Annotated in this window: 23 protein-coding genes, 1 tRNA gene and 2 pseudogenes; 9 read left to right on the forward strand and 17 right to left on the reverse strand. The window is 60.2% G+C overall.

Going from position 1 to position 22666, the window contains the following annotated elements; genetic code table 11:
• Positions 1–38: 38 nt before the first annotated feature.
• From prmA to purH, 4 genes are all read left to right on the forward strand, one after another.
• Positions 39–947: a 50S ribosomal protein L11 methyltransferase gene (gene prmA / locus DOM27_RS17165; RefSeq protein ID WP_110658024.1), complete on the forward strand. Its 909-nt coding sequence runs from the start codon at positions 39–41 to the stop codon at positions 945–947.
• A 183-nt stretch (positions 948–1130) separates the two neighbouring features.
• Complete coding sequence (gene dusB, locus DOM27_RS17170) at positions 1131–2165, forward strand: tRNA dihydrouridine synthase DusB (RefSeq protein ID WP_110658026.1); 1035 nt, start codon at positions 1131–1133, stop codon at positions 2163–2165.
• Entirely contained in the window at positions 2162–2470 is a 309-nt protein-coding gene (fis, locus tag DOM27_RS17175) for a DNA-binding transcriptional regulator Fis (protein WP_425353299.1), read from the forward strand. The genes dusB and fis overlap by 4 nt, the downstream gene beginning before the upstream one ends.
• A gap of 90 nt (positions 2471–2560) precedes the next feature.
• Entirely contained in the window at positions 2561–4207 is a 1647-nt protein-coding gene (gene purH / locus DOM27_RS17180) for a bifunctional phosphoribosylaminoimidazolecarboxamide formyltransferase/IMP cyclohydrolase (protein WP_110658028.1), read from the forward strand.
• A 155-nt stretch (positions 4208–4362) separates the two neighbouring features.
• Here purH and DOM27_RS17185 read toward each other — a convergent pair whose 3' ends face one another.
• The 6 genes and pseudogenes from DOM27_RS17185 to DOM27_RS18245 all read right to left on the reverse strand — a co-directional run.
• The gene (locus DOM27_RS17185; protein ID WP_110658030.1) at positions 4363–5847 is read right to left on the reverse strand and encodes an NAD-dependent succinate-semialdehyde dehydrogenase; all 1485 of its coding nucleotides are present in this window, start codon (positions 5845–5847) and stop codon (positions 4363–4365) included.
• A gap of 251 nt (positions 5848–6098) precedes the next feature.
• Positions 6099–6548 (reverse strand): DUF4190 domain-containing protein, encoded by a 450-nt coding sequence (locus DOM27_RS17190; protein WP_110658032.1) that lies wholly within the window; start codon positions 6546–6548, stop codon positions 6099–6101.
• A 71-nt stretch (positions 6549–6619) separates the two neighbouring features.
• Positions 6620–7177 carry a GTP cyclohydrolase I FolE gene (gene folE, locus DOM27_RS17195; protein WP_110658034.1) on the reverse strand — a complete coding sequence of 186 codons (558 nt, stop codon included), beginning with the start codon at positions 7175–7177 and terminating at the stop codon, positions 6620–6622.
• Positions 7178–7357: 180 nt separating this feature from the next.
• The gene (locus DOM27_RS17200; protein ID WP_110658036.1) at positions 7358–8344 is read right to left on the reverse strand and encodes a serine/threonine protein kinase; all 987 of its coding nucleotides are present in this window, start codon (positions 8342–8344) and stop codon (positions 7358–7360) included.
• 40 nt (positions 8345–8384) lie between these two features.
• Positions 8385–8837 carry a ComF family protein gene (locus DOM27_RS17205; protein WP_245392785.1) on the reverse strand — a complete coding sequence of 151 codons (453 nt, stop codon included), beginning with the start codon at positions 8835–8837 and terminating at the stop codon, positions 8385–8387.
• Positions 8838–8951: 114 nt separating this feature from the next.
• A pseudogene (locus tag DOM27_RS18245) lies at positions 8952–9242 on the reverse strand (hypothetical protein); the annotation flags it as partial.
• A gap of 39 nt (positions 9243–9281) precedes the next feature.
• Here DOM27_RS18245 and DOM27_RS17210 point away from each other — a divergent pair.
• A tRNA-Leu gene (locus DOM27_RS17210) sits at positions 9282–9366 on the forward strand.
• A gap of 200 nt (positions 9367–9566) precedes the next feature.
• Here DOM27_RS17210 and DOM27_RS17215 read toward each other — a convergent pair.
• Positions 9567–10238, reverse strand: a complete 672-nt coding sequence (locus tag DOM27_RS17215) for a hypothetical protein (RefSeq protein ID WP_110658037.1) — start codon at positions 10236–10238, stop codon at positions 9567–9569.
• Positions 10239–11499: 1261 nt separating this feature from the next.
• Here DOM27_RS17215 and DOM27_RS17220 point away from each other — a divergent pair.
• The 3 genes from DOM27_RS17220 to DOM27_RS17230 all read left to right on the forward strand — a co-directional run bounded on the left by DOM27_RS17220 (position 11500) and on the right by DOM27_RS17230 (position 13803).
• On the forward strand, positions 11500–12282 hold the full coding sequence (locus DOM27_RS17220; protein ID WP_110658245.1) for an amino acid ABC transporter substrate-binding protein: 783 nt from the start codon (positions 11500–11502) through the stop codon (positions 12280–12282).
• Positions 12283–12385: 103 nt separating this feature from the next.
• On the forward strand, positions 12386–13060 hold the full coding sequence (locus DOM27_RS17225; protein WP_110658039.1) for an amino acid ABC transporter permease: 675 nt from the start codon (positions 12386–12388) through the stop codon (positions 13058–13060).
• A complete protein-coding gene (locus tag DOM27_RS17230) occupies positions 13057–13803 on the forward strand; it encodes an amino acid ABC transporter ATP-binding protein (RefSeq protein WP_110658041.1) in 747 nt (248 codons plus the stop codon). The genes DOM27_RS17225 and DOM27_RS17230 overlap by 4 nt, the downstream gene beginning before the upstream one ends.
• A 21-nt stretch (positions 13804–13824) precedes the next feature.
• Here the strand turns inward: DOM27_RS17230 and DOM27_RS17235 are convergent, their stop codons facing one another.
• The gene (locus tag DOM27_RS17235; RefSeq protein WP_110658043.1) at positions 13825–15336 is read right to left on the reverse strand and encodes a sodium:solute symporter family protein; all 1512 of its coding nucleotides are present in this window, start codon (positions 15334–15336) and stop codon (positions 13825–13827) included.
• Positions 15326–15556, reverse strand: coding sequence for a hypothetical protein (locus DOM27_RS17240; protein ID WP_110658045.1), 231 nt, complete (start codon positions 15554–15556; stop codon positions 15326–15328). The genes DOM27_RS17235 and DOM27_RS17240 overlap by 11 nt, the downstream gene beginning before the upstream one ends.
• A gap of 290 nt (positions 15557–15846) precedes the next feature.
• Here DOM27_RS17240 and DOM27_RS17245 point away from each other — a divergent pair, with 290 nt between their 5' ends.
• The gene (locus tag DOM27_RS17245; RefSeq protein ID WP_110658047.1) at positions 15847–16659 is read left to right on the forward strand and encodes a DUF1206 domain-containing protein; all 813 of its coding nucleotides are present in this window, start codon (positions 15847–15849) and stop codon (positions 16657–16659) included.
• 161 nt (positions 16660–16820) lie between these two features.
• Here DOM27_RS17245 and DOM27_RS17250 read toward each other — a convergent pair whose 3' ends face one another.
• From DOM27_RS17250 to DOM27_RS17285, 8 genes and pseudogenes are all read right to left on the reverse strand, one after another.
• On the reverse strand, positions 16821–17258 hold the full coding sequence (locus DOM27_RS17250; protein ID WP_110658049.1) for a hypothetical protein: 438 nt from the start codon (positions 17256–17258) through the stop codon (positions 16821–16823).
• Positions 17259–17396: 138 nt separating this feature from the next.
• Positions 17397–18002: a HupE/UreJ family protein gene (locus DOM27_RS17255; protein WP_110658051.1), complete on the reverse strand. Its 606-nt coding sequence runs from the start codon at positions 18000–18002 to the stop codon at positions 17397–17399.
• A 47-nt stretch (positions 18003–18049) separates the two neighbouring features.
• Positions 18050–18712: an urease accessory protein UreG gene (gene ureG, locus DOM27_RS17260; protein WP_110658053.1), complete on the reverse strand. Its 663-nt coding sequence runs from the start codon at positions 18710–18712 to the stop codon at positions 18050–18052.
• A 28-nt stretch (positions 18713–18740) separates the two neighbouring features.
• A complete protein-coding gene (locus DOM27_RS17265; RefSeq protein WP_110658056.1) occupies positions 18741–19427 on the reverse strand; it encodes an urease accessory protein UreF in 687 nt (228 codons plus the stop codon).
• The gene (gene ureE / locus DOM27_RS17270) at positions 19428–20030 is read right to left on the reverse strand and encodes an urease accessory protein UreE (protein WP_110658058.1); all 603 of its coding nucleotides are present in this window, start codon (positions 20028–20030) and stop codon (positions 19428–19430) included.
• A gap of 94 nt (positions 20031–20124) precedes the next feature.
• Positions 20125–21831: an urease subunit alpha gene (gene ureC / locus DOM27_RS17275; protein ID WP_110658060.1), complete on the reverse strand. Its 1707-nt coding sequence runs from the start codon at positions 21829–21831 to the stop codon at positions 20125–20127.
• Positions 21832–21944: 113 nt separating this feature from the next.
• A pseudogene (locus DOM27_RS17280) lies at positions 21945–22247 on the reverse strand (urease subunit beta); the annotation flags it as partial.
• A gap of 9 nt (positions 22248–22256) precedes the next feature.
• Positions 22257–22559 (reverse strand): urease subunit gamma, encoded by a 303-nt coding sequence (locus tag DOM27_RS17285; RefSeq protein WP_110658063.1) that lies wholly within the window; start codon positions 22557–22559, stop codon positions 22257–22259.
• Between the last annotated feature and the right edge of the window lie 107 nt (positions 22560–22666).

A 22666-nucleotide genomic window follows, 5' to 3' on the forward strand; every position in this document is an offset into this window, starting at 1 on the left:
TCATTGAACTTTTACCCACTGATACGAGAGAGCCGCCAATGGCCTGGCTACAACTCAAGGCATCCATCCCGCCCGAACAGGCCGAATGGCTGGAAGAGCTGCTGCTGGCCGAGGGCGCCAGCGCCATCACCCTGCAGGACGCTCACGACGAGCCGGTCTTCGAACCCGACCGCGGCACCACGCCGCTATGGACGGAAACCGTCCTCACGGGCCTCTATGACGACCTCAACGACGTCGACGCGATGATCGAGCGGGTCCAACGTGCCTGGGCCGAACAAGTTGCCGACGAACCGGCGCCGCAGATCGAGTACGAACTGATCGCCGATCGCGATTGGGAGCGAGAATGGATGGATGGGTTCGAACCGCTGCGAATGGGTGAACGACTATGGATTGTCCCCAGTTGGCATGAAGCACCCGATCCCGGCGCGGTCAATCTGCTGCTGGATCCGGGCCTGGCGTTCGGTACCGGCACCCATCCGACTACCGCACTCTGCCTAGGCTGGCTCGATGCCCAGGATCTGGCGCAGCGTCAGATTCTGGACTACGGCTGTGGCTCCGGCATCCTTGCCATTGCCGCGCTCAAGCTCGGTGCCGACACCGCCGTTGGTGTCGATATCGATCCGCAAGCGCTGCAAGCGAGCCGTGACAACGCCGAACGCAATCAGATCGACGAGGCAAGCCTGATCCTCGACTACCCGGAAAAGATCGGCCAGGGCCAGTTCGACGTCGTTGTCGCAAACATTTTGGCCGGCCCCTTGATCGACATGGCCTCAGCGATCGCCGGGCGGGTTCGAGCCGATGGCCAGTTGGCGCTGTCGGGCATTTTGAGCGCTCAGGCGGAATCGGTAATGGACGCTTATCGGGGCCAGGGCATTCTCATGGACGAACCGCAGGAAAAAGAGGGCTGGGTTATTCTGACCGGACACCGCCCGAGCTCAGAAGTGTAAAGCCGATCTCGGCCATGTCGGCCTGTTGGCGTCGGGATTCATGTCGCGACGCCGGAGCCTGAAAGCGCTTCATCCGGCTAACCCCCGCTTTACGGCTTAGGTCGTGAGTCGACAAACAGCGCTTCAACAAAGCCGGAGTGATCGGTATCATGGCCTCCCCGTTTCGCCTGAGCCCCTGTAACGATGCGTGATTCCGTGTCATCGCAGACCGATCGCCCGTTACCCCGCATCGGCCGCCACACGCTAGCCAATCGCGTGATTCTGGCCCCTATGGCCGGGGTGACCGACCGCCCTTTTCGTCAGCTATGTCGGGAACTGGGCGCCGGGCTGGTGGTATCGGAGATGGTCACCGCCGACAGCCGCCTCTGGCATACCCGCAAGTCTCGCCAACGCATGATTCATCGTGGCGAACCGGGGCCCCGAGCGGTCCAGATCGCGGGCGGAGATCCGCAGATGCTTGCCGAGGCGGCACGGCTCAACGCCGAAGCCGGCGCTGAGATCATCGATATCAACATGGGCTGTCCGGCAAAAAAAGTCTGCAATAAGGCTGCAGGGTCGGCGCTGCTGCGCGACGAGCGTCTGGTGGCGGACATCCTCGAGGCCGTGGTCGCTGCCGTCGAGATCCCGGTCACACTGAAGATTCGTACCGGCTGGTGCACCGAGAGTCGCAACGCCGAGCGTGTAGCGAGGCTTGCCGAGAACGCTGGCATAACCGCTCTCGCCGTCCATGGCCGGACCCGTGAACAGCGCTACACCGGGGCCGCCGAATACGACACCATTGCCGCAATCAAGCAGCAAGTGTCGATACCGGTCTTTGCCAACGGCGATATCACGACGCCTCAGCGTGCCGCCGAGGTACTGGACTATACTGGCGCCGATGCCGTGATGATCGGACGTGGCGCCCAGGGCAATCCCTGGCTGTTTCGCGAGATCGAGCACTACCTCAGAACCGGGCGTGAGCATGCCCCGCCCGCGGCCGAGGAAATAGTCGTCACCATGCGCCGACATCTTCACGCCCTGCACGAGCATTACGGCGACTATCTCGGCGTTCGGGTCGCGCGTAAGCACGTTGGCTGGTATTTGGCTGCGCACGATCCCAGCCGTGAACGCCGTGCCCGCTTCAATCGTCTGGAGCAGGCCAGTCAACAGTTCGAGTTTCTCCATGAACTCTTTCGCGGTGATGCTGCCGCGATCGATAACGGAATCCACGCAGCATGAATAGCCGGCAGCCTTTAGCCCTCGAGGGAGAATCGCCCACCGAGGTCGAGCCACTTCAAATGCCCGATGCGTTGTCTCACACCACGCTTAGAGAATGCGTCGAACGGGTCATGGATCGCTACTTCTCACACCTGGAGGGGGAGTCGGTCTCGAATCTCTACACCATGGTGCTGGCGGAAGTCGAAGCGCCGCTTCTCGATGTCGTGATGCGTAACGTCGACGGCAACCAGACCCGCGCCGCCGAGCTGCTGGGACTGAATCGCGGCACCCTGCGCAAGAAGCTCAAACAGTACGATCTGATCTAACGATACGATCTGGCCTGGAACCTCCTGCGCTTCGCGCTAGCGAAGTCCGCCTGAACGTAATTTGTCTCGCCGTAAACAGAGTGGACTGGCATGTCTCAAAACCCTGCTTCTACCGCCCCTCAGGCCGTGCGTCGTGCCTTGCTCAGCGTGTCCGACAAGACCGGCGTCGTCGACTTCGCCCGTGAACTGACCTCACGTGGCGTCGAACTGCTCTCGACTGGCGGCACCTATCGCCTGCTTCAGGAAAACGGAGTTGCCGTAACCGAGGTTTCCGCGCACACCGGCTTCCCGGAAATCATGGATGGACGTGTCAAGACGCTGCATCCCAAGATTCATGGCGGCATTCTCGGCCGCCGCGGGCAGGACGACGCGGTCATGGCGGAGCACGGTATCGATCCGATCGACATGGTGGTGGTCAACCTCTACCCCTTCGAGCAGACGGTGGCCAGGCCCGACTGCACGCTCGAAGACGCGGTCGAAAACATCGATATCGGCGGCCCGACGATGGTCCGCTCCTGCGCCAAGAATCACGAGCACACCACGATCGTGGTGTGCGCCGGTGACTACTCGCGCGTCCTGATGGACATGGCCAGCCACGACGGTGGCGTCAGTCACAAGACCCGCTTCGACCTGGCGATCAAGGCGTTCGAACACACCGCCGCCTACGACGCCGCCATCGCCAACTACTTCGGCCAACGTGTCGGCAATGGCGAACCCGACTTTCCGCGCACCCTGTCGCTGCAGTTCACCAAAAAACAGGGCATGCGCTACGGCGAAAACCCGCACCAGAAAGCCGCGTTCTATGTCGAGTCAAATACGGTCGAGTCAAATACGGTTGAGTCAAGTACGGCCGAGCCCGGCAAGCAGGAAGCGAGCATTGCCACGGCCGAGCAGTTCCAGGGCAAGGCTCTCTCCTTCAACAACGTGGCCGACACCGATGCCGCGCTGGAGTGCGTCAAATCCTTCACCAAGCCGGCCTGCGTCATCGTCAAGCATGCCAACCCCTGCGGTGTCGCGGTGGTGCCGGAGGCCGACGGCGGCATCCGTCAAGCCTATGATCTCGCCTTCGCTACCGATAGCGAATCCGCCTTTGGCGGTATCATCGCCTTCAATCGAGAGTTGGACGGCGAGACAGCCAGCGCCATCGTCGCGCGTCAGTTCGTCGAGGTCATCATCGCCCCGCGGATCTCTGCAGAAGCACGCGAAGCGGTCGCCAGCAAGACCAACGTGCGCCTGCTGGAATGCGGGGAACTACCCGTGAAGACCGCGGACGGCTGGGACTACAAGCGAGTCAACGGCGGCCTGCTGGTGCAGAGCCGCGATACCGGCATGATCGACCCCGACGATCTCGAGGTCGTCACCCAGCGCGCGCCGACCGAACAGGAGCTGCATGATCTCGTCTTCGCCTGGAAGGTCGCCAAGTTCGTCAAGTCCAACGCCATCGTCTATGCCAAAAATCGTCAAACCGTCGGCGTCGGCGCGGGCCAGATGAGCCGGATCAATTCCGCGCGCATCGCCGCGATCAAGGCCGAGCAGGCAGGCCTGGAAGTCATCGGTTCAGTGATGGCCTCCGATGCCTTCTTCCCCTTCCGCGACGGGCTCGACAACGCCGCAGCAGCAGGTATCACTGCCGTCATTCAGCCCGGCGGATCGGTGCGCGACGAGGAAGTGATCGCGGCGGCCAACGAGGCGGGAATTGCCATGGTCTTCACGAAAATGCGTCATTTCCGTCACTGAGCCGCGAAAAGCAGGATAGCGAGCCCTAGACTGAAAACCCCAGTAACCGAAACGCCAGAGACGAAAATGCCAGCGACACAGCCGCTGGCATTTTTGGTTCAACGCTCAAGGCTTCTATCTCGAAACCCTCGATCGATGACTAACTCGACCGATAACTAGCTCGATTCCTTGCCCAGATCGATGCAGAGGTACTTGGTCTCCATGTATTCGTCGAGGCCATACTTGGAGCCCTCGCGACCCAGGCCTGAAGCCTTGACGCCGCCGAACGGCGCGCTGGCGTTGGAGATCAAGCCGGTGTTGATGCCGACCATGCCGTATTCGAGCGCCTCAGCGACTCGCCAGACCCGTCCCAGATCCTTCGAATAGAAGTAGGACGCCAGTCCGAACTGGGTGTCGTTGGCCATGCGCACGGCCTCCTCTTCGGTCTCGAAGGGGAAAACCGCCGCCAATGGCCCGAAGGTTTCCTCGGTGGCGACCTTCATGTCCGGTGTGACATGGCTAACCAGCGTCGGCGAGAAAAACCGCCCGCCCAGCGAATGCTCGTGACCGCCCAGCAACAGCTGTGCGCCCTTGTCGGTCGCATCCTTGATATGGTCGGCAACCTTTGCCACGGCGTCATCATCGATCAGCGGGCCGATATTGACGCCCTCCTCGAAGCCGTCGCCGACCTTGAGTTCGCTGTTCATCGCCGCCGCCAGCTTTTCGCTGAAGGCATTGACGACGCTGGACTGCACCAGGAAGCGATTGGTACAGACGCAGGTCTGGCCGGCATTGCGGAATTTAGAAGCGATCGCACCCTCGACCGCTGCATCGAGATCGGCATCCTCGAACACCAGAAACGGGGCGTTGCCACCCAGTTCGAGCGAAATCTTCTGGATATGCTGGGCAGCATTGGCCATCAAAGAGCTGCCGACTTCGGTCGAACCGGTGAAGGTCACCTTGCGCACGACCGACGAGTCGGTCATCGCCTTGGCGATCTCGCTGGCCTTGCCCGGCACCACGTTGAACACGCCACGCGGGACGCCAGCCTGTTCCGCCAGTGCGGCCAACGCCGTGGCCGAGAACGGGGTCTGGCTGGCCGGCTTGATCACGATGGTGCACCCTGCCGCCAACGCAGCGGCGGCCTTGCGAGTAATCATCGATGACGGAAAATTCCAAGGCGTGATGGCGCCGACAACGCCGACCGGCTGCTTGGTGACCACGATACGCTGCTGAGTACTCGCGGCGGGAATGGTATCGCCGTAGATTCGCCGCGCTTCCTCGGCAAACCAGCGCATGAAGCTCGCGGCGTAGACAATCTCGCCCGCGGCCTCTTTCACCGGCTTGCCCTGCTCGGCGGTCATGATCGCGGCCAGTTCATCCTTGTTCTCGAGCATCAGCTCGTACCACTTCATCAGGATGTCCGCCCGCTCCAGAGCGGTATGGTTGCGCCAGCCCGGCAGGGCGGCCTCGGCGGCTTCGATGGCACGTTCGGTCTCGGCGCGCCCCAGCCGCGGCATAAGTCCGAGAATCTCGCCATTAGCGGGATTGTCGACCTCGATCTGCTCGCCACTGTCGGCGGCGACCCAGTTACCATCGATATAGGCAAATGGCCTGAACAAGGCGCTATCTTTGACGGACTGTACTTTGACGGATTGCATGAATCACTCCTTCCTTGATGTGCTTGCCGGCGGCGGGTTGTTGCCTCTCGCCCATCCGGCCATTGCCCCATGCCGAAAAATCGAGGGTGACGCCGATCTGCGGCAACGATTCCAGGCTGACGAATCTACAGAACAGGATGGCGGGTTAACGCCGCCTTCGCCAGTCGTCGATCGCGCCCGCCGTCGTCATGTCGCATCCTGCGGAGGGTCGAACCGCGCCGGCGGCAACAGACGCTCTCGGCACGGCCGGCTTACCACTGCGACCATAGCGTCACCCCCACGGCGATCACGATAGCCGCGCCGCTCAATCCGTAGCCGTTGAAGCGCTGTGGGTTACGATGCACCTGATGCAATCCCGCCCACGCCAGCACGAGGGCCAGGACTTCGACTATCGGTGCGTAGCGACCCGCGCTCAATCCGGCGGCCGATACCACGAAGGCAGCCAGCGCCCAGTGCGAAAGCTGCTTGCGACGCGTCTTGCCGTGAACGTCACGAGTGCTGCTGGCGCGTCGCTGCGTTTCCGGCCGATTGAAAACCTGAATGGCTTGACCGTTGCGAAGCGCGAAGCGAACCGCTACGCCGGCGTTCGGCAAGCCTCGGCCGCGCCACTGGGAGAAGTCGAACGGATAGCGTTGGCCGTCGTCGCCCTCGATCTCGCCGGTCTGGGTATCATCGTCGAATTGGTACAGCCGACCGTCCATGCGTCTATCCTGGCGGGATGGGTTTACGCGTTGAGATGGCCGACCTGCGATGAGGTCAGCCGATACGCCTATCAGCGGCCATTGACCAGCATCAGAAACTCCTGACGCGTGGTCTGATTCTTGCGGAAGCTTCCCAGCATCACCGAGGTCGTCATGCTGGAGTTCTGCTTCTCGACGCCGCGCATCATCATGCACATATGTTGTGCCTCGATCACGACACCCACGCCGCGGGCCTCGGTCACCTGCATCACGGCCTCGGCGATCTCGCGGGTGAGATTTTCCTGAATCTGCAGGCGGCGTGCATACATGTCGACGATTCGCGCAAACTTGGACAGTCCCAGCACCTTGCCCTGTGGCAGGTACGCAATGTGGCACTTGCCGATAAAAGGCAGCACGTGATGTTCACACATCGAGTACATCTCGATGTCCTTGACCAGGACCATCTCGTCGGTGTCAGAAGCAAACACCGCACCATTGATCAGCTGTTCCAGGGACTGGTGGTAGCCCTGGGTCAGGAACTGCATCGCCTTGGCGGCGCGCATCGGGGTATCGCGCAGGCCTTCGCGCTCGGGATCTTCTCCCAGCTGTTCGAGAATGCCGTGAAAGTGGCCTGCCAGTTGCTCTGTCATGTTGCTGCCTTGTCTTTCGGTATCAATCTATCGGTATCATCGACCGAATACGCTCGCCACGGCGATCGTATTCGGCCCCCTAACGGTCATCGGCTGATTCTAGCGAAACTCCCTCAACACCACTATCTCGACGCCGCCCTGTCGCAACCTAGGGCGACAACGACGCGCGTGGCAATCGCCTCAGGCCAGCCAGCGCGGCGAGTCGAGTGCGATCCGCTGCTGCTCGAGATGACGAATGTGCTGGTCCCAGTAACCATTTTCGGCAACGTACGGAAACGCTCGTGGAAAGGCCGGGTCCTCCCAGCGCGCGGTCACCCAAGCGCTATGCCTAATCAGCCGCAAGGTCCGTAGCGCCTCGATCCACTCGAGCTGGCGGCGATCGAACTCGCGAGTCATCTCGTAACCTTCGATGACTTCGGAAAGCTGCATCTGCCACTCCTCGGGAAACTGCGCGGTCAGCAGCATCCACAGATCCTGTATCGCAGGGGCCATGACGCAGTCGTCGAAATCGACCAGCGAGAACTGTTCGTCGCGCCCCAGCATGTTGCCGAGATGACAGTCACCGTGGACTCGCTGCAGCGCGCTTTCCGGCCAGGCATGATCGGCCAGCAGCGGTAACAGGGCGTCGAGAGTCCGGTTGTAGATCTTGCGCTGTCTCGCATCGAGCCAGCGCGCCTCGAGCACGCGCGTGCGGCTCTCCTCGATCATCGGGGCCAAATCGAATCGAAGCCGATGACGGAAAGGCTTGCGTGCGCCGACCTCATGCACGCGTCCGATCAGTTCACCCAGCGCAAACAGATGCGCGGGATTTTCGAGTTCCGGCGCCTGACCGACGACATGGGCGAACAGCGTAAAGCGGAAACCCTCGAAATGATGCAGCGTGTTGCCTTCGGAATCTTGCCAGGGTGCGCCAACGGAAATCGACTCTGCCGCGAGATCCAGAAGAAATTCATGTTCTTCGAGGATCTGCTCGTCGATCCAGCGCTCGGGGCGATAGAATTTCACCACCCAGCGCCGGCGATCGTCATCGGTCAGCGAGTAGACGCGATTTTCGTAGCTATTGAGCGTGAAAGGCTCACCGGGCAACCACAGCCCCAGAGATTCGACGGCATCGACCACCCGCTGCGGTGTCAAGGTCTCGAACGGATGCAGGGAAACGGCGCTCATACGGACCTCGGCTGACGGCGAAATGCTTGCGCGCATGCTATCAGATTCGGGTCGACGGCGTCCGCGCGAACGCTACTGCGGTCACGTGCTCGGCCCCGGCCTTGCGGCAAGCGATGGCCAGCGATTCCAGCGTAGCGCCAGTTGTCATCACGTCGTCGACGATCATCACGGTCGCCGGCAATGGCTCCGCCAAGAGGAAGGCCCGCCTCACATTCCGCCGTCGGGAGATTCGATCCAGGCCACGTTGAGAGGGCGTTTCGCGCAAGCGCTCGGCGCTGATCACCGGGAGTTTCCAATTCGCAGCCAGACGTCGCGTCAGCCAAGCGGTATGATCGAATCCTTGCTCCCGAGTCCGTTCCTGGTGGCCAGGCACGCCGATCAGCGCGTCACCGAGTCCAGCCCCTTGAGCGAGCGATGCCAGCATCAGTTGAATCAGCACTTCGCCTGCTCGCGCGTCCGCCGAAAACTTGTACCGCTGGATCAGACGTATCATTCGACCCTCGTAGCGCAGCGGTACCCGGGCAGCCGATTGTGCCGGCGGGCGCCGCAGGCATCGTCCGCATCTTAGAGACGCCAACGATCCCAGCGTAGCGGCTGGCAGCGGCTCCGCGCACAGACGACACGCGCTGTGATTCCACGGCATCTCGACATAACAGTCGACACACCACGGTAGCCCATCGGCGACGGCCACTCGGCAAAAGGCGCAATAGCCTGGCAACGCCCTTTTCAGTCGGGCATTGATCCAGGCCAGCAACTCGCGTGCCAACGGCTGCAGGATTTTCGAGTCTCGCCACATCAGGTTTTCTCCCCCCCCGTTCAGTCTTGATGTCGACTGCAACGATGGAAAACTGAAGTGAGAGTGACCAATGGCTGGCATACGGCGAGCAACGATTGACATCGATGGAAGCGTCAGTAAAATGAGCGCGCCTGTCGAAATGCGGATGTGGTGGAATTGGTAGACACGCTAGATTTAGGTTCTAGTGCCGTAAGGTGTGGGAGTTCGAGTCTCCCCATCCGCACCAAAGCAGCTTTCTTATCCCCCCTGATCTATCCCCAGCGGCAAAAAGCCAGCCGCTACATGACCGACTTTTCGCTGTTCTTTTAACCGATCTCGCTTTTCGCCTCATCGATCCTGGCGCACCTATGAATTTTTGCGTCGCCTGCCCGCGTGCGAACTGAACGCTGGTTCACACATGGACATGGCCGGTATTTCGCATGACGCTCAGCCGTCGAGATGACGAATCCACTGTCGCACACGCCAGCGTTGAAGTCGGTTGGCGTAGCGTTTGGTATCCAGCGATACCGGCACCAGTGTGCAAGCCTCGTCGTTGTTCATGTGGAGACGAAAACGGCGCGCGGCACCGATCGGGTGATCTTCACTGCCGTAGATGGCCACCACCCGGATATCGAGAAAATGAAAGACGGTATCGTCAGTCGGCCGACCCTGCTCGAGTGTCACGTCGTGGACGCTGCACAGACGTCGTAGAATGGCTTCGAAAGACCCTACGTGGCTATAACTACCAGGGAGCATGGGGCCCTGGCTGGAACGCATTCCCTCGCTGTCGTTTCTATTCTCCGCCTGCGACGACTTCTCGGAATTAGGCCCATCCTGTTGATGGTCGGCTTCGAAATCGATCATGTCGTTGATCAGCGAACCTTTGCTGGTATGCAAGGTGACGATGATGTGTTCCAGAAAGATCGGTTCGGAACTCATGTTGCTGATCAGACAGAGCGCGGACAGGTCGTTGCCATGACCACGATTGATGATGATGCGCGGACGCCGAGTGCGGGCGAAGTTTCGATAAAGAATCTGGGCGTAAAAAAACCAGACGAAGAGCGTCAATATGCTCGTGATCGCACTGATGGTCTGACTATGTGCTGACAACCATTCCATGGTCGTGATTAACCTCTACCTGCTTGACGAAAAACGCCAATGTAAGCGACAACGCTTGCCAGCGATATAACGTAGTTTACATGCCGGGATCGATGGAATGGCAGACCGGCTCAGGGCCGCCATGAAGCCTGAATTCATGACCCTGAAACACGAAAGGCGGGCCTGGCGGCCCGCCTTTGATTTACCCGTTCTAGCCTGGACTCCTGTCCTGTCATCACGTCATCCTGACGAACACAGCTAACGGTAATGCTTGAACCTGACCAGCATCTTCCTGATGCCGACAGGCAGGCGGTCATCCTTGACCGCGGTCCTGACTCATCTCCATGTTCCTTCACCCGTCCGTGGGTGCAGTGAGCCAGCTAACGGAGTTAAAGTTATACAAGAGTTGTTTCTCCGTCAAGCTTTTAATCAAGTTCGATTGCCGGACACGCTCGATAGACTACCCTGACGATCAAATTCGTCGGCATCAAACAGGGTTGTCACGAGGGGGTAGGACCGACTGATCATTAGTCGAGGGAATGATCGATCCCTTGCGTGATCGATCATTTTTCCAATGGAAAAGGAGAATCGACGGAAGGACGTCGATTTCCGAGACACCTGCCCACACCCGCGCCATGAAATCCAATGTCTGAGGCGACAGAGGCGACATAACACATCAGCCAGTCACGCGCCGACTCTTTTCAAGCCCTGAGTCTTGCGACTCGTTCCTTGGCCCATGCCACTAACCAGCGCTACACGCAAGTCCCTTGGTCACGTCCCTGCAGCAGCCTTCACGAAAAGAATCGTACAAATGTTAGATCAAACCATTACAGACGGCAAAGCCGCGTACAAAATGGTCTTGCCGTCGCAACGGAGTACTTGGGCTGAAGAGGCATCAGGGGCCATTACGATATTGGTCGGGTTTGCGCGCAAGCGAGTCGCAAGCGCGCCACCGCAATTTACGGCACATGGCTCTGATCACCGCCGTCATATAGCACCACATAATAGAGGCGATAGCGCAGGGCCGTCTCCGAGGGCTCGCTGTGGTGGGGAACTAGCTGTGTTAGGGCTAGATACGGCGAAGGGCCAGTTGTGGCAAAGGGCTAAGTTGTGGCCAAGGACCATGACTCAGCGGCTTTGCCCGATAGAGCCAAACAAACGAGTATATAAATTATTTTTCTTATTACCAAAAGTAAAACTACGCTATCCTACGGTCCTCGGATGGGACATGATGCCATCTCTCATCATCCTTACTCATCTCAACTCACAGGGTCGCAATCTCATGTCTAAACGTCTGCTGAGAGTCGCTTCACTCCGCCGAACCACTTTCGCCGTGGCGCTGGGATTGGCAACATCACTGAGCGCGTTCACGGCGCAGGCCGATACCCTTCGCGTAGGGATGTCAGGCGGCTATTATCCGTTTACCTATGTCGAGCAGGATGAGCTCAAGGGCTTCGAGGTCGATCTCATGAACGCGATCGGCGAAATCACCGGTGACGACGTCGAGTTCGTCACCGCCAGTTTCTCCGGGTTGGCCGGCATGCTGGATTCCGACCGAATCGACACCATTGCCAACCAGATCACCATTACCCCGGAACGACAGAAAAAATATCTCTTCAGCACTCCCTACGTTTACGACGGTGCCCAGGTCGTGGTTCGCAAGGGCAACGACGCGATCCATGGCGTTGAAGATCTCAAGGGCAAGACGGTAGCGGTCAACCTAGGTTCCAACTACGAGCAGCTGCTCGACGAACTGCCTTACGCGGACGAAATCAATATCAAGACCTATGACTCCAACATCGAGCAGGATGTCGCCCTGGGCCGCGCCGACGCTTTCGTGATGGATCGGGTCAGCGCCTCTCAGGTGATCAAGGACAAGCCGCTGCCGCTCCAGTTGGCGGGCCAGCCCTTCTCCAAGATCGAAAATGCTTATCCCTTCCGCGATGACGAGGCGGGTCAAGCTCTCATGGAGCGAGTCAATGACGCCCTTGCCGAGTTGCGCGATAGCGGTAAATTGAGCGATCTTTCCGAAAAATGGTTCGGGAACGATATCACCCAACCGTGATGGACGCCTCGCATCGACGGCCCATGACGCTGACCGGCGTCATGGGCCTTTCAGTTCTCTGAGGCCACCAGACGCGGAGCGCCCAGCACCGAGCTAAAACGTTATGCACGCACTCGATTTCGACTACATGCTGGGCCTGGTGCCCATTCTTCTCAGTTATCTGCCGCTGACACTCGAGATGGCAGCCGCCGGCATGGCCTGTGCACTGGTGCTGGCCTGTCTATTGGCGGTCATTCGGGTCACTCGTATTCCCGGCCTCAACGCTTTCGCGTTGCTGTTCATCTCGTTCTTTCGCGGTACTCCGCTGCTCGTGCAGCTTTTCCTGTTCTATTACGGGTTGCCCCAGGTATTGTCTTTTCTGGTCGCGATCAACGGCATCAGCGCGACCATTCTCGGGCTAACACTGCATTTCTCGGCCTATATGGCGGAATCGATTCGCGCGGCCATCGTCGGGATCGACCGTAGCCAGACCGAAGCGGCGCTCTCCATCGGCATGACTCGAGCTCAGTTAATGCGCCGCATCGTGCTGCCGCAGGCGACGCGAGTGGCAACACCGACACTGATGAATTACTTCATCGACATGATCAAATCGACCTCACTGGCCTTTACGCTGGGGGTCACCGAGCTGATGGGTGCCACTCAGAAAGAGGCGGCCAGCAGCTTTCTCTATTTCGAAGCATTCCTGGTCGTGGCCGTGATTTACTGGATCGTGGTCGAAGCGCTCTCCTGGGTGCAAAAATGGCTGGAAAAACGACTCAACCGGGCCTATCAGCGATGATCGAACTCAAGGGCATTCGTAAGCAATTCGGTGATCATGTCGTCTTCGACGATATCGATCTCACTCTCGAACGCGGCGAGATCATCGTGATCGTGGGTCCTTCCGGCACCGGAAAGTCCACCTTGCTACGCTGCATCAACTTCCTCGAAACGCCCGACGCCGGCCACCTGACCGTCGGCGATCTCAACCTGGACACGACTCACGCTACCCGCGAACAGATCCTCGCGCTCAGGCGACGTACCGCGTTCGTGTTCCAGAACTACGCTCTGTTCGCCAACAAGACCGCGCTCCAGAACGTTGCCGAAGGGATGATCGTGGTCGATCGCGTCCCCAAGGCCAAGGCATACGCCAGGGCGCGCGAGATTCTCGAGCGTATCGGCCTGGCCGACAAGGCCGACGCCTACCCCGCCTCGCTTTCCGGCGGCCAGCAGCAACGCGTGGGTATCGGTCGGGCAATGGCCGCCAATGCCGACGTCATTCTGTTCGACGAACCGACCTCTTCGCTGGATCCGCAATGGGTAGAAGAAGTGCTCGGTCTGATGAAACAGCTAGCGGCCGAGCATCAGACCATGATCGTCGTGACCCATGAAATGCAGTTTGCCCGCGAGGTCGCCGACCGCGTGGTGTTCATGGATCAGGGTCGGATCATCGAGCAGGCGCCGCCCGCGGAACTGTTCAGCCAACCCAAGGATGAACGCACGCAGCAGTTCCTGCGCAAGATCCTGGCAGCGAACGTCGGCTGATCGACGCCCGCCGCGCTGGGGTCAGCGCCTTGAGGACGATCTTGAAAAAGTGCTCTTAGAGGCTTTTGAAAACCCCGGCGCGCTGATCGCGAAGAAGCGTTCGACCACATCGTCCCGTACGGGTGGGGTCAGGCACGAGACGACCACGAACAGTGGCAGATTGACCATCAATCCCCAGAATCCTGCGTGAATCCCCAGAGGATTGGGCCAGATCAGCGTGAACGCCAGCGTGACGCTGAACCCGCTCGCGATCCCGGCCAGTACGCCCAACCGCGACGCGCGGGTCCAGAGAAACATGCCGATGAACGCCGGCAGCACCTGCGTCGCGAACCCCAGTCCGACCAGCAGGATCATGATGAGGTTGCTCGGTTCACTGATCGCCACCGGCGCCACGATCAGCGCCATGATCGGTATCAACAGGCGCCGGGCCAGACGGGCGGTGGTCGCTTCACTGAGACGAAACAGGGGTTGAGCAATATCCTTGGCATAGGCCATCGATACCGAATGCAGAAACGGCTCGCAGGAGGACATCGCGGCCGCCAACGTCCCCGCCCCCAATAGCCCTACCAACCAGCTCGGCAGATGCTGCAGGGCGTACTCGAGCGCCACGGTATCCGCTCGATCGAGGTTGGGCAGCGCGGTGATCCCGATGAACCCCACCACCACCATCGGCAGGACGACGATGTAATAGGTCGGTAGCCAGGTGGCGCTGCGCCGGATGGTCTCGGCCGAGCGCGCGCTCATCCACTGGCTCCAGACCGGCGGCATGAACGACAGCATCGATACGATGATCGAGGTGGTCCAGAACGCGAAGCTCATCTTGCCGTCACCGCCAGGCAGGGTCAGAAAAGCGGGCCGTTCATTGGCCAGCCGATCGAAGACACCCGCGAAGCCCAGCTCGCCGGTGGCGTGATGCGCCGCCCAAAGTCCGACCGTCCAGGCCACGACCAGCATCAATATGCCCTGGAAGGCATTGGTCAGGCCTATCGCTCGCTGACCGCTGACGTAGAGATAGATCGCGATGACACCCAGAATCACCACCACGCCCGCCCAAACGGGGATGCGCCCGCCACTCATCACCGACAGGATATAGGCCGAACCGATAGTCTGAAGCACCGCGTAGGCGAGCGAGCCGATCGACATGACCAGCGCCGCCAGCCCGCCAAGCAGCGGGCTCTGGTAGCGATCGGCAATTGCCGCGCCTTGAGTCACGTGGCCGAAGCGCTGACCGAAGGCCCATACCTTGGGACCGCAATACCATGCCACCAACGCCAGATAGGAGAGATAGATCACCACATAGAAGACCGCCACCCCCTTGCTGTAGGCCCAGCCCGGCGCGCCCATGAAGGTATAGGCGCTGATGCTGCCGGCAGCGATCAGCAGATAGAGCGTGACAGGCCCCATGCTGCGCCCGGCCACGCCCCACTCCTCCAGGCTATCCATCGCCCGCCCGCCTCGTGCTCGCAGGCCTATGAACAGCGCGATGCCGATATACCCCAACGTAATCCACAGCGGTAACAGACTAGTCGTCATGCGAGGAGACCTTGAGCCAATGGTTGGCAATCAGCATGACGAGCCAACAGCCCAGCACGATCACATAGGTCCAGACGGCGATTCTGGGCAGACCCAGCCACAGTCGCGGCTGATTGAACCAGCCGATTACCGGCCATAGTCCCATGGCAATCAACGCCACGAACGTCAGGGTCAAAATCCACCCGGTCATTGAACGTGGACGAACGACGTAGTGTTTCATCGAGGTTCCCAGCCCTTGAAAAATATGGCCTTTGAATAATCCAGCCTTGAAAGAATCAGGCCCCGCGAGCACGGTGCGGACATAGAATAACGCATCGTGCTTCGTAGTCCTTACCCCCGGCGTATCGCTGAAGCACTTTCTCTTCTAGTCTAATGGCGCGTCACCCGCCGGGTGTCATTTACCTGCGCGCCGTCTGCGGTTACTAACCATTCATCGATGCTTCGTCAGCGATGAGCAGCACGCCAGGAATGAGTGCGTGACATCGGCAGCCGAATAACATGAGGATAAACATGAAAGGGAACCACCCCAGTCTGCGCGAGTGGCTGCAACATACGGCGTCAGCGGGTTACATCGCCAAGGGATTGATCTATCTGACGGTCGGCTGGCTGGCCCTGCTGACCACGATAGGTCTCGGCGGCAGCGAAAGTGGTGCCTCGGACGTCATTCGCAAGATCGCGCTATGGCCTTTTGGGCGGGTACTGCTGGCAATACTGGGCCTCGGTCTGATCGCCTACGTTTTATGGCGCCTGGCCCAGGCCGTCTGGGATACCGAACGCAAGGGCAACGACTTGAAGGGCTGGATTCAGCGGCTGGGTTTCGCCATCAGCGGGAGCCTTTACGCCACGCTCGCGTGGCAGTGCGCAACGTTGGTCTTCCAGAGTTTTTCCCAATCGCAGAGTGGCGGATCCTCGCAAAGTACCCAGCAGCTTATGGGCGTCCCCGGCGGGCGCTGGCTACTATTGATCATCGGTCTCGTTTTCGTCGGCGTCGGCGTCCACCAACTGATCCGCGCCTGGAAACGCGCCTACCGCAAGAACTGGCACCTGCAGAGCCGGCCCAACCCCCCCCTGCCTTTACTCGAGGGCATCGCGCGCCTCGGCCTGGCGGCTCGTGGCATCACATTTATTATCATAGGCGGCCTGCTCGCACTCGCCGCCTGGCGCCTGTCACCCGGCGACGCTCAGGGCCTCAGCGCTGCGCTGGACCTGCTGGCTCACCAGCCCTTCGGTGACTGGCTGCTGGGCGCGGTAGCGATCGGCCTCATAGCGTATGGCGGCTACTGCTTCATCAACGCCGGTTACCGCAGGGTCAGGCATCCATAAAATGGTAAATGAATCGGGGTCGATTACCGCTGATATCGACCCAGAAGTTCGTCATTCGTGGCGACCCATAAAAAAGACCGCCTAGGCGGTCTCAAGACGATCGATACTGCAACTTAGTCGAGGCTAAGTGGGTTGACGTTCTTCACGGGTCAACCTGCTGCTTACTGAGGCGCTCCCGTGTTCAGCGGCTCACTATTGACTGAATCCTTACCGGCGGCGCCTTCCTGATCGCTGCTACTCATGGGCGCACTACTATCCATGGTAGGGTGCATGACAGCAGCGCCACCTTTCTTGGGCATGCCCTTGACCATGTCATCGCGATTGGTACTGTCCTTGCTGGCCATGCCCATCTGATCGCTACTGCTATTAGGTGCACTATCGTCCATGGCAGCACTAGCGGAAGACGTATGCGACGATGAGGACATACCGTTTATCATCGCATCGCGATTGGCGCTGTCCTTGCTGGCCATACCCATCTGGTCGGCACTGCTATTGGGCGCACTGTCGTCCATGGCAGTCTGCGCGGCGGCCAAGCCGCTCAGCGACATCAGCGTCAGACCAGCTGCGATACCCAAACGGCGACTCATTGACATTTTCATAATGAAGCTCCTGCTGTTATCCATGATCGAACGTGGCGTCACGTCCCGAGGTCTTCCCTAACAGAGCGGCCACGGCCGCCTATCAGTGTGTACGCCAACGTCTCGATATCGGATGCAACGCTCCTTCATTCAGTGGTTTCAGCTCAACATCAGCGCGCCACCGGCGGCGGCAATGGCAGCACCGATACCGCGAAGCCAACGGCTGTCCCGTTGCATCAGCCAACTGCCGGTCGAGCGCCCCACCCATGTGATACCCACGCTGGTGATAACGAAGCCAAGGGCGTAAAGCGCCGCCGATGCGCCCGGCGCGAGCTCGCTGCCGTGGGCGTGGCCGTGCAACAGGATGAACGCGAAGACCAGCGTTCCGCCCAGCGCGCTGGGCAACTTGACCAGACTGGCCAGCAGCACGCCTGCCAGCAGGACGCTGGAAGCGATACCAAACTCGACGCCGAGCAACGGCACGCCGGCCCAGGCCAGCCCCGCCCCCGCGACCATACCCAGGGCGATCAGCAGCGGCATCGCGCGACGCAGCGCAGGCGCCTGACGGCAGCTCCACAGTCCGATCGCCAGCATGGCAAGCAGGTGATCGAGTCCCGACAGCGGATGCATCAATCCGGCAAAGAGGCTGCCACCGTGGCTATGTGGTAGCGCCCCGGGGTGGGCCATGGCCGCCGATGCGACCAGCAGCGTCAGCGGTGTGGCCAGCCAGGCCAGGCGACGAGGATTGAAAATGGATAAGGTCATGACGGTTCTCCTTGGATCGTAAGAATATTGTATGAAACGGACGTCAATCAGTTGGCAGTCAGCAGCGCTTGATCCTGGATGGCCCGACACGCATCGCCGCGTCGCTCCGGCAGCATGCCGCGATCGAGAATGAAACGGACGATGGTTTCGGCGCCAACACCTTCGTGCAGATTGGCAAAGACGAACGGGCGTTCACCCCGCATTTTTTTGGCGTCGCGCTCCATGACCTCGAGCGATGCATGCACGTAGTCCGCGATGTCGATCTTGTTGATGATCAACAGATCCGACTTGGTGATTCCCGGGCCGCCTTTGCGGGGGATCTTGTCACCCGCAGAGACATCGATCACGTAAAGCGTCAGATCCGAAAGCTCGGGACTGAACGTGGCGGCCAGATTGTCACCGCCGGACTCCACCAGCACCAGCTCCAGCCCCGGATGGCGTTCATGGAGATCGTCGATCGCCGCCAGATTCATCGAGGCGTCCTCCCGAATCGCGGTATGCGGGCAACCCCCGGTCTCCACGCCGATAATCCGGTCCGCTGCCAGAGCATCGTGGCTCAGCAGAAAATCGGCATCTTCTCGGGTATAGATATCGTTGGTCACGACGGCGATAGCGTAGTGGTCACGCAACGCCAGGCAGAGCTGCTTGAGTAGCGCCGTCTTTCCGGACCCCACGGGACCACCGACACCGACACGTAAACAGTGCTTCATCGTACTAATATCCTCTTTGGTCCGATCCTCAGCTGCGAAACAGCCGCGAATACTGTGTCTCGTGCAATGCGCTTGCTAATGCCAAACCCGGGAGTACCGGCCCCAGCTCGGCATCCGTCAACCGATTGGCCACCTCGACGGCCTTGACCAGCTCAGGCCGCAGTCGCTCGATGAGTCGTTGAGCTGCCGTCTGCCCCAGCGGCAGCGCCTTGCAAGCGGTAGCGAGCTGATTCTCGAGCCACGCCCAGGCAAACCCGAGCTGGGCATCATCGACGGCGATGCCCCGTCGATGGGCCAACCAGGCAAACAGCGTGACGTAAGCGGGACGCTGCGGTAACCAGCCGGATGTCGGCAGCAGATCGAGGTTAGCCAGTAGACGGGCCAGCGCCTGCCCCAGACGCAGATCCTCCTCCGCTAGCTCGGCGGTCTCACGACTGGCCTGAAGCCAGTCGTTCCAGTACTGCAGCGACTCCCGGTCCCCGTTGACCCATGCCATCTGGAGTCTGGCCAGAAGCGGCAGTTCACAGGCTGTCAGACCGTCCTCGAGAACTCCCGACAGCCAAGCGTTCATGCTTTCCTCGTCGTTCACCCAGCCCAGCTCGAAGGCGCTTTCCAGCCCCTGGGACCAGGCGAAGGCACCGATCGGCAGAGCCGGACTGACCAACTGCATCAGCCCCACCAGCGCTAGCGGATCGCGCCTCGCCTCGGCCGTCATTCAGAGCTCACGTTTGAGACCGTCGCGATGCGACAGATGATGCTGAAAGTCGTAAACCTGAGCGTGGCCCTGTTGCCGTTCGTGGTCATGTGCAGGATCGTGAGGACGCTCATGACCATGATCTCGAGAATGCCCCAGACTTTCGCCATGACTATGACCGTGACCTTCGGCGTAGGCGCCGGGCTCGGGATCGAACGGCGCCTGATGATATTCGAGTGTTGCGCCGAGTCTCACCGCCAGCGCTTCGAGAACATGATCCGGCGGGAAGCGCACCCAGCCCCCCTCGTCACTACCTCCGATGGCCAACTGCACATGGCGGTTGCCCAAGTGATAACAGAGCCGGGCCTGCGCCAAACCGACCGGAATCTTTGCCGTCACCACCGGCTCGTCGGCCGCCCGAACTGCGACAATTTCCCCCGTCTCGGCACGCAGCAGCGAACCATCCCGCAGCACCGGACCTCGGTCCAGAAAGATGCCGATCTCGCGTCCGCTATCGCTGGTTGCTTTCAACCGCCCTCGCATTCGCAACTCGAACGGTAGTGTCACGCTGTCGACGGCAATGGCGTCGGAAGTCGCCTCTAGCCGTTCAATCAATTTCCACATTCGCTTCGCCTCGTAATGGCCGGCACCGGGCGCCCAAGATGACCCCAAGATAGATAACCGGAAAACAGCCCCGGCCGGCGGGTGAATAGTCAAATCAAAAAAGGTGATAACGCTGGGTCAGCGGTAATTCCGTCGCCGGTTCACAGGTCAGAAGCTCTCCGTCGGCACGAACTTCATAGGTTTGTGGGTCGACGGTGAGATTCGGGCAGGCATCGTTGAGTTTCATGTCTTTCTTGCGCACACCTCTCACCTGCTTCACGGCCGTGAGCTCGCTCTCCAGCCCCAGCCGCGACTTGATCCCCGCGTCCAGCGCCGCCTGGCTGACGAAACTCAAGCGTGTAGCACTGGCGGCCTTGCCGAAAGCGCCGAACATCGGCCGATAATGGACCGGTTGCGGTGTCGGGATCGACGCGTTGGGATCGCCCATCGGCGCAGCGGCTATCATACCGCCCTTGATGATCAGCGCTGGCTTCACCCCGAAAAATACGGGACTCCACAGCACCAGGTCCGCCAGCTTACCGACCTCGACAGATCCCACCTCATGACCGATGCCGTGGGTCAGCGCCGGGTTGATGGTGTATTTGGCAATATAACGTCGAGCGCGGAAATTGTCCGCGCCGAGCCGCTCGTCTTCCGGCAACAGGCCGCGCTGCACTTTCATCTTGTGGGCGGTCTGCCAGGTGCGACAGACCACCTCACCGACGCGCCCCATCGCCTGGGAATCGGAGGCGATCATCGAGATCACGCCCATGTCGTGAAGAATGTCTTCGGCAGCGATGGTCTCGCGACGAATCCGTGAATCGGCGAAGGCGACATCTTCGGGAATGTTGGGATCCAGATGATGGCAGACCATCAGCATGTCCAGATGTTCGTCGATGGTATTGACGGTGTAAGGCCGGGTTGGGTTAGTCGAAGACGGCAGCACGTAGTCCTTCGAACAGGCGGTAATGATATCCGGCGCATGGCCGCCACCCGCCCCTTCGGTGTGGTAGGTATGGATACCGCGCTCCTTGAACGCGGCCAGGGTATCCTCCACGAAGCCGGACTCGTTGAGCGTATCGGTATGGATCGCTACCTGAACATCATATCTTTCCGCCACGCTCAGGCAATTATCGATCGAAGCCGGCGTCGTGCCCCAGTCCTCATGCAGCTTGAGCCCGATCGCTCCGGCAACGATCTGCGCCTCCAGCGCTTCGGGCAGGCTGGCATTCCCCTTGCCGAGCAGACCGATATTCATCGGCAGGGTATCCACCGCTTGCAGCATCTTGCCCAGGTGCCACTCGCCCGGCGTGCAGGTCGTGGCGTTGGTGCCGGTGGCCGGACCGGTACCGCCGCCGAGCATCGTCGTCACTCCGCTCATCAGCGCCTCTTCCACCTGCTGCGGGCAGATGAAATGGATGTGCGCGTCGATACCGCCTGCGGTCAGAATCTTGCCCTCCCCGGCGATGATCTCGGTACCCGGGCCGATGACGATCTCGATGCCAGACTGCACGTCCGGATTGCCGGCCTTGCCGATAGCGGCGATCCGCCCCTTCTGCAGGCCGACATCCGCCTTGACCACGCCCCACCAGTCGAGAATCAACGCATTGGTGATCACCGTATCCATGACGCTATCGTCGGCACGCTGACTTTGGCCCATGCCATCGCGAATGACCTTGCCACCGCCGAACTTGACCTCGTCACCGTAGACCGTGGCATCACGTTCGACTTCGATCCACAGCTCGGTATCGCCAAGCCGTACGCGATCGCCGACTGTCGGGCCATACATGTCGGCATAGGCTTGCCGAGTAATTTTGACCATCAGTTTGCTCCCCCTTCGTCGCCATTATCATCGCGTGCCCTTCGCGCGTCCTGCGTGTCTTGCGCGGCTTTGGGCGCATTGGAAGGCGGCGCGTTAGAGAGCGGCGCGCTAGAGAGCGGACCCATGATGTCACCGCGAAAGCCGAAGACCCGCCGATCGCCGACGAAGGGCACCAGCGTTACCTCACGCGTCTGGCCCGGCTCGAAACGAATGGCCGAACCGGCCGGCACGTCGAGGCGATAGCCACGCGCGGCAACACGATCGAAATCCAGTGCCGGATTGGTCTCGGCGAAATGATAATGGGAGCCCACCTGCACCGGCCGGTCACCGGTATTGGCGACATCCAGCGTGATCGTCTCGAGACCGGCGTTGAGTTCGATCTCGCCGTCCTGAATCTGCATTTCACCGGGAATCATGAGCAAACCTCAAACAATAGGGCTATGCACGGTCACCAACTTGGTACCGTCGGGAAAGGTGGCCTCGACCTGCACTTCCTGAATCATGTCGGCGACACCATCCATGACATCTTCACTCGTCAGTATTTCGCGCCCGAAGCTCATCAAGTCGGCTACGCTGCGCCCATCTCGTGCCCCCTCCAGAATCTCGAAACTGATCAGCGCCATCGCCTCCGGATAATTGAGCTTGAGCCCACGGGCCCGGCGTCGCTCCGCCAGTTGTGCCGCACTGAACAGCAGTAGCTTGTCTTTGTCTCGGGGTGTCAGTTCCATGTCACTTTCCTGATTGTGGGCTCGCTCCGGCCTGGGGAGCGGTAAACGACAGCTCCAGCTTCAAAGAGCCGTAAAAAGGCGGCTTCGTCATATAGTTTCTTGCCAAA

The organism is Salinicola halimionae (assembly GCF_003206065.1).
Lineage (GTDB): Bacteria > Pseudomonadota > Gammaproteobacteria > Pseudomonadales > Halomonadaceae > Salinicola > Salinicola halimionae.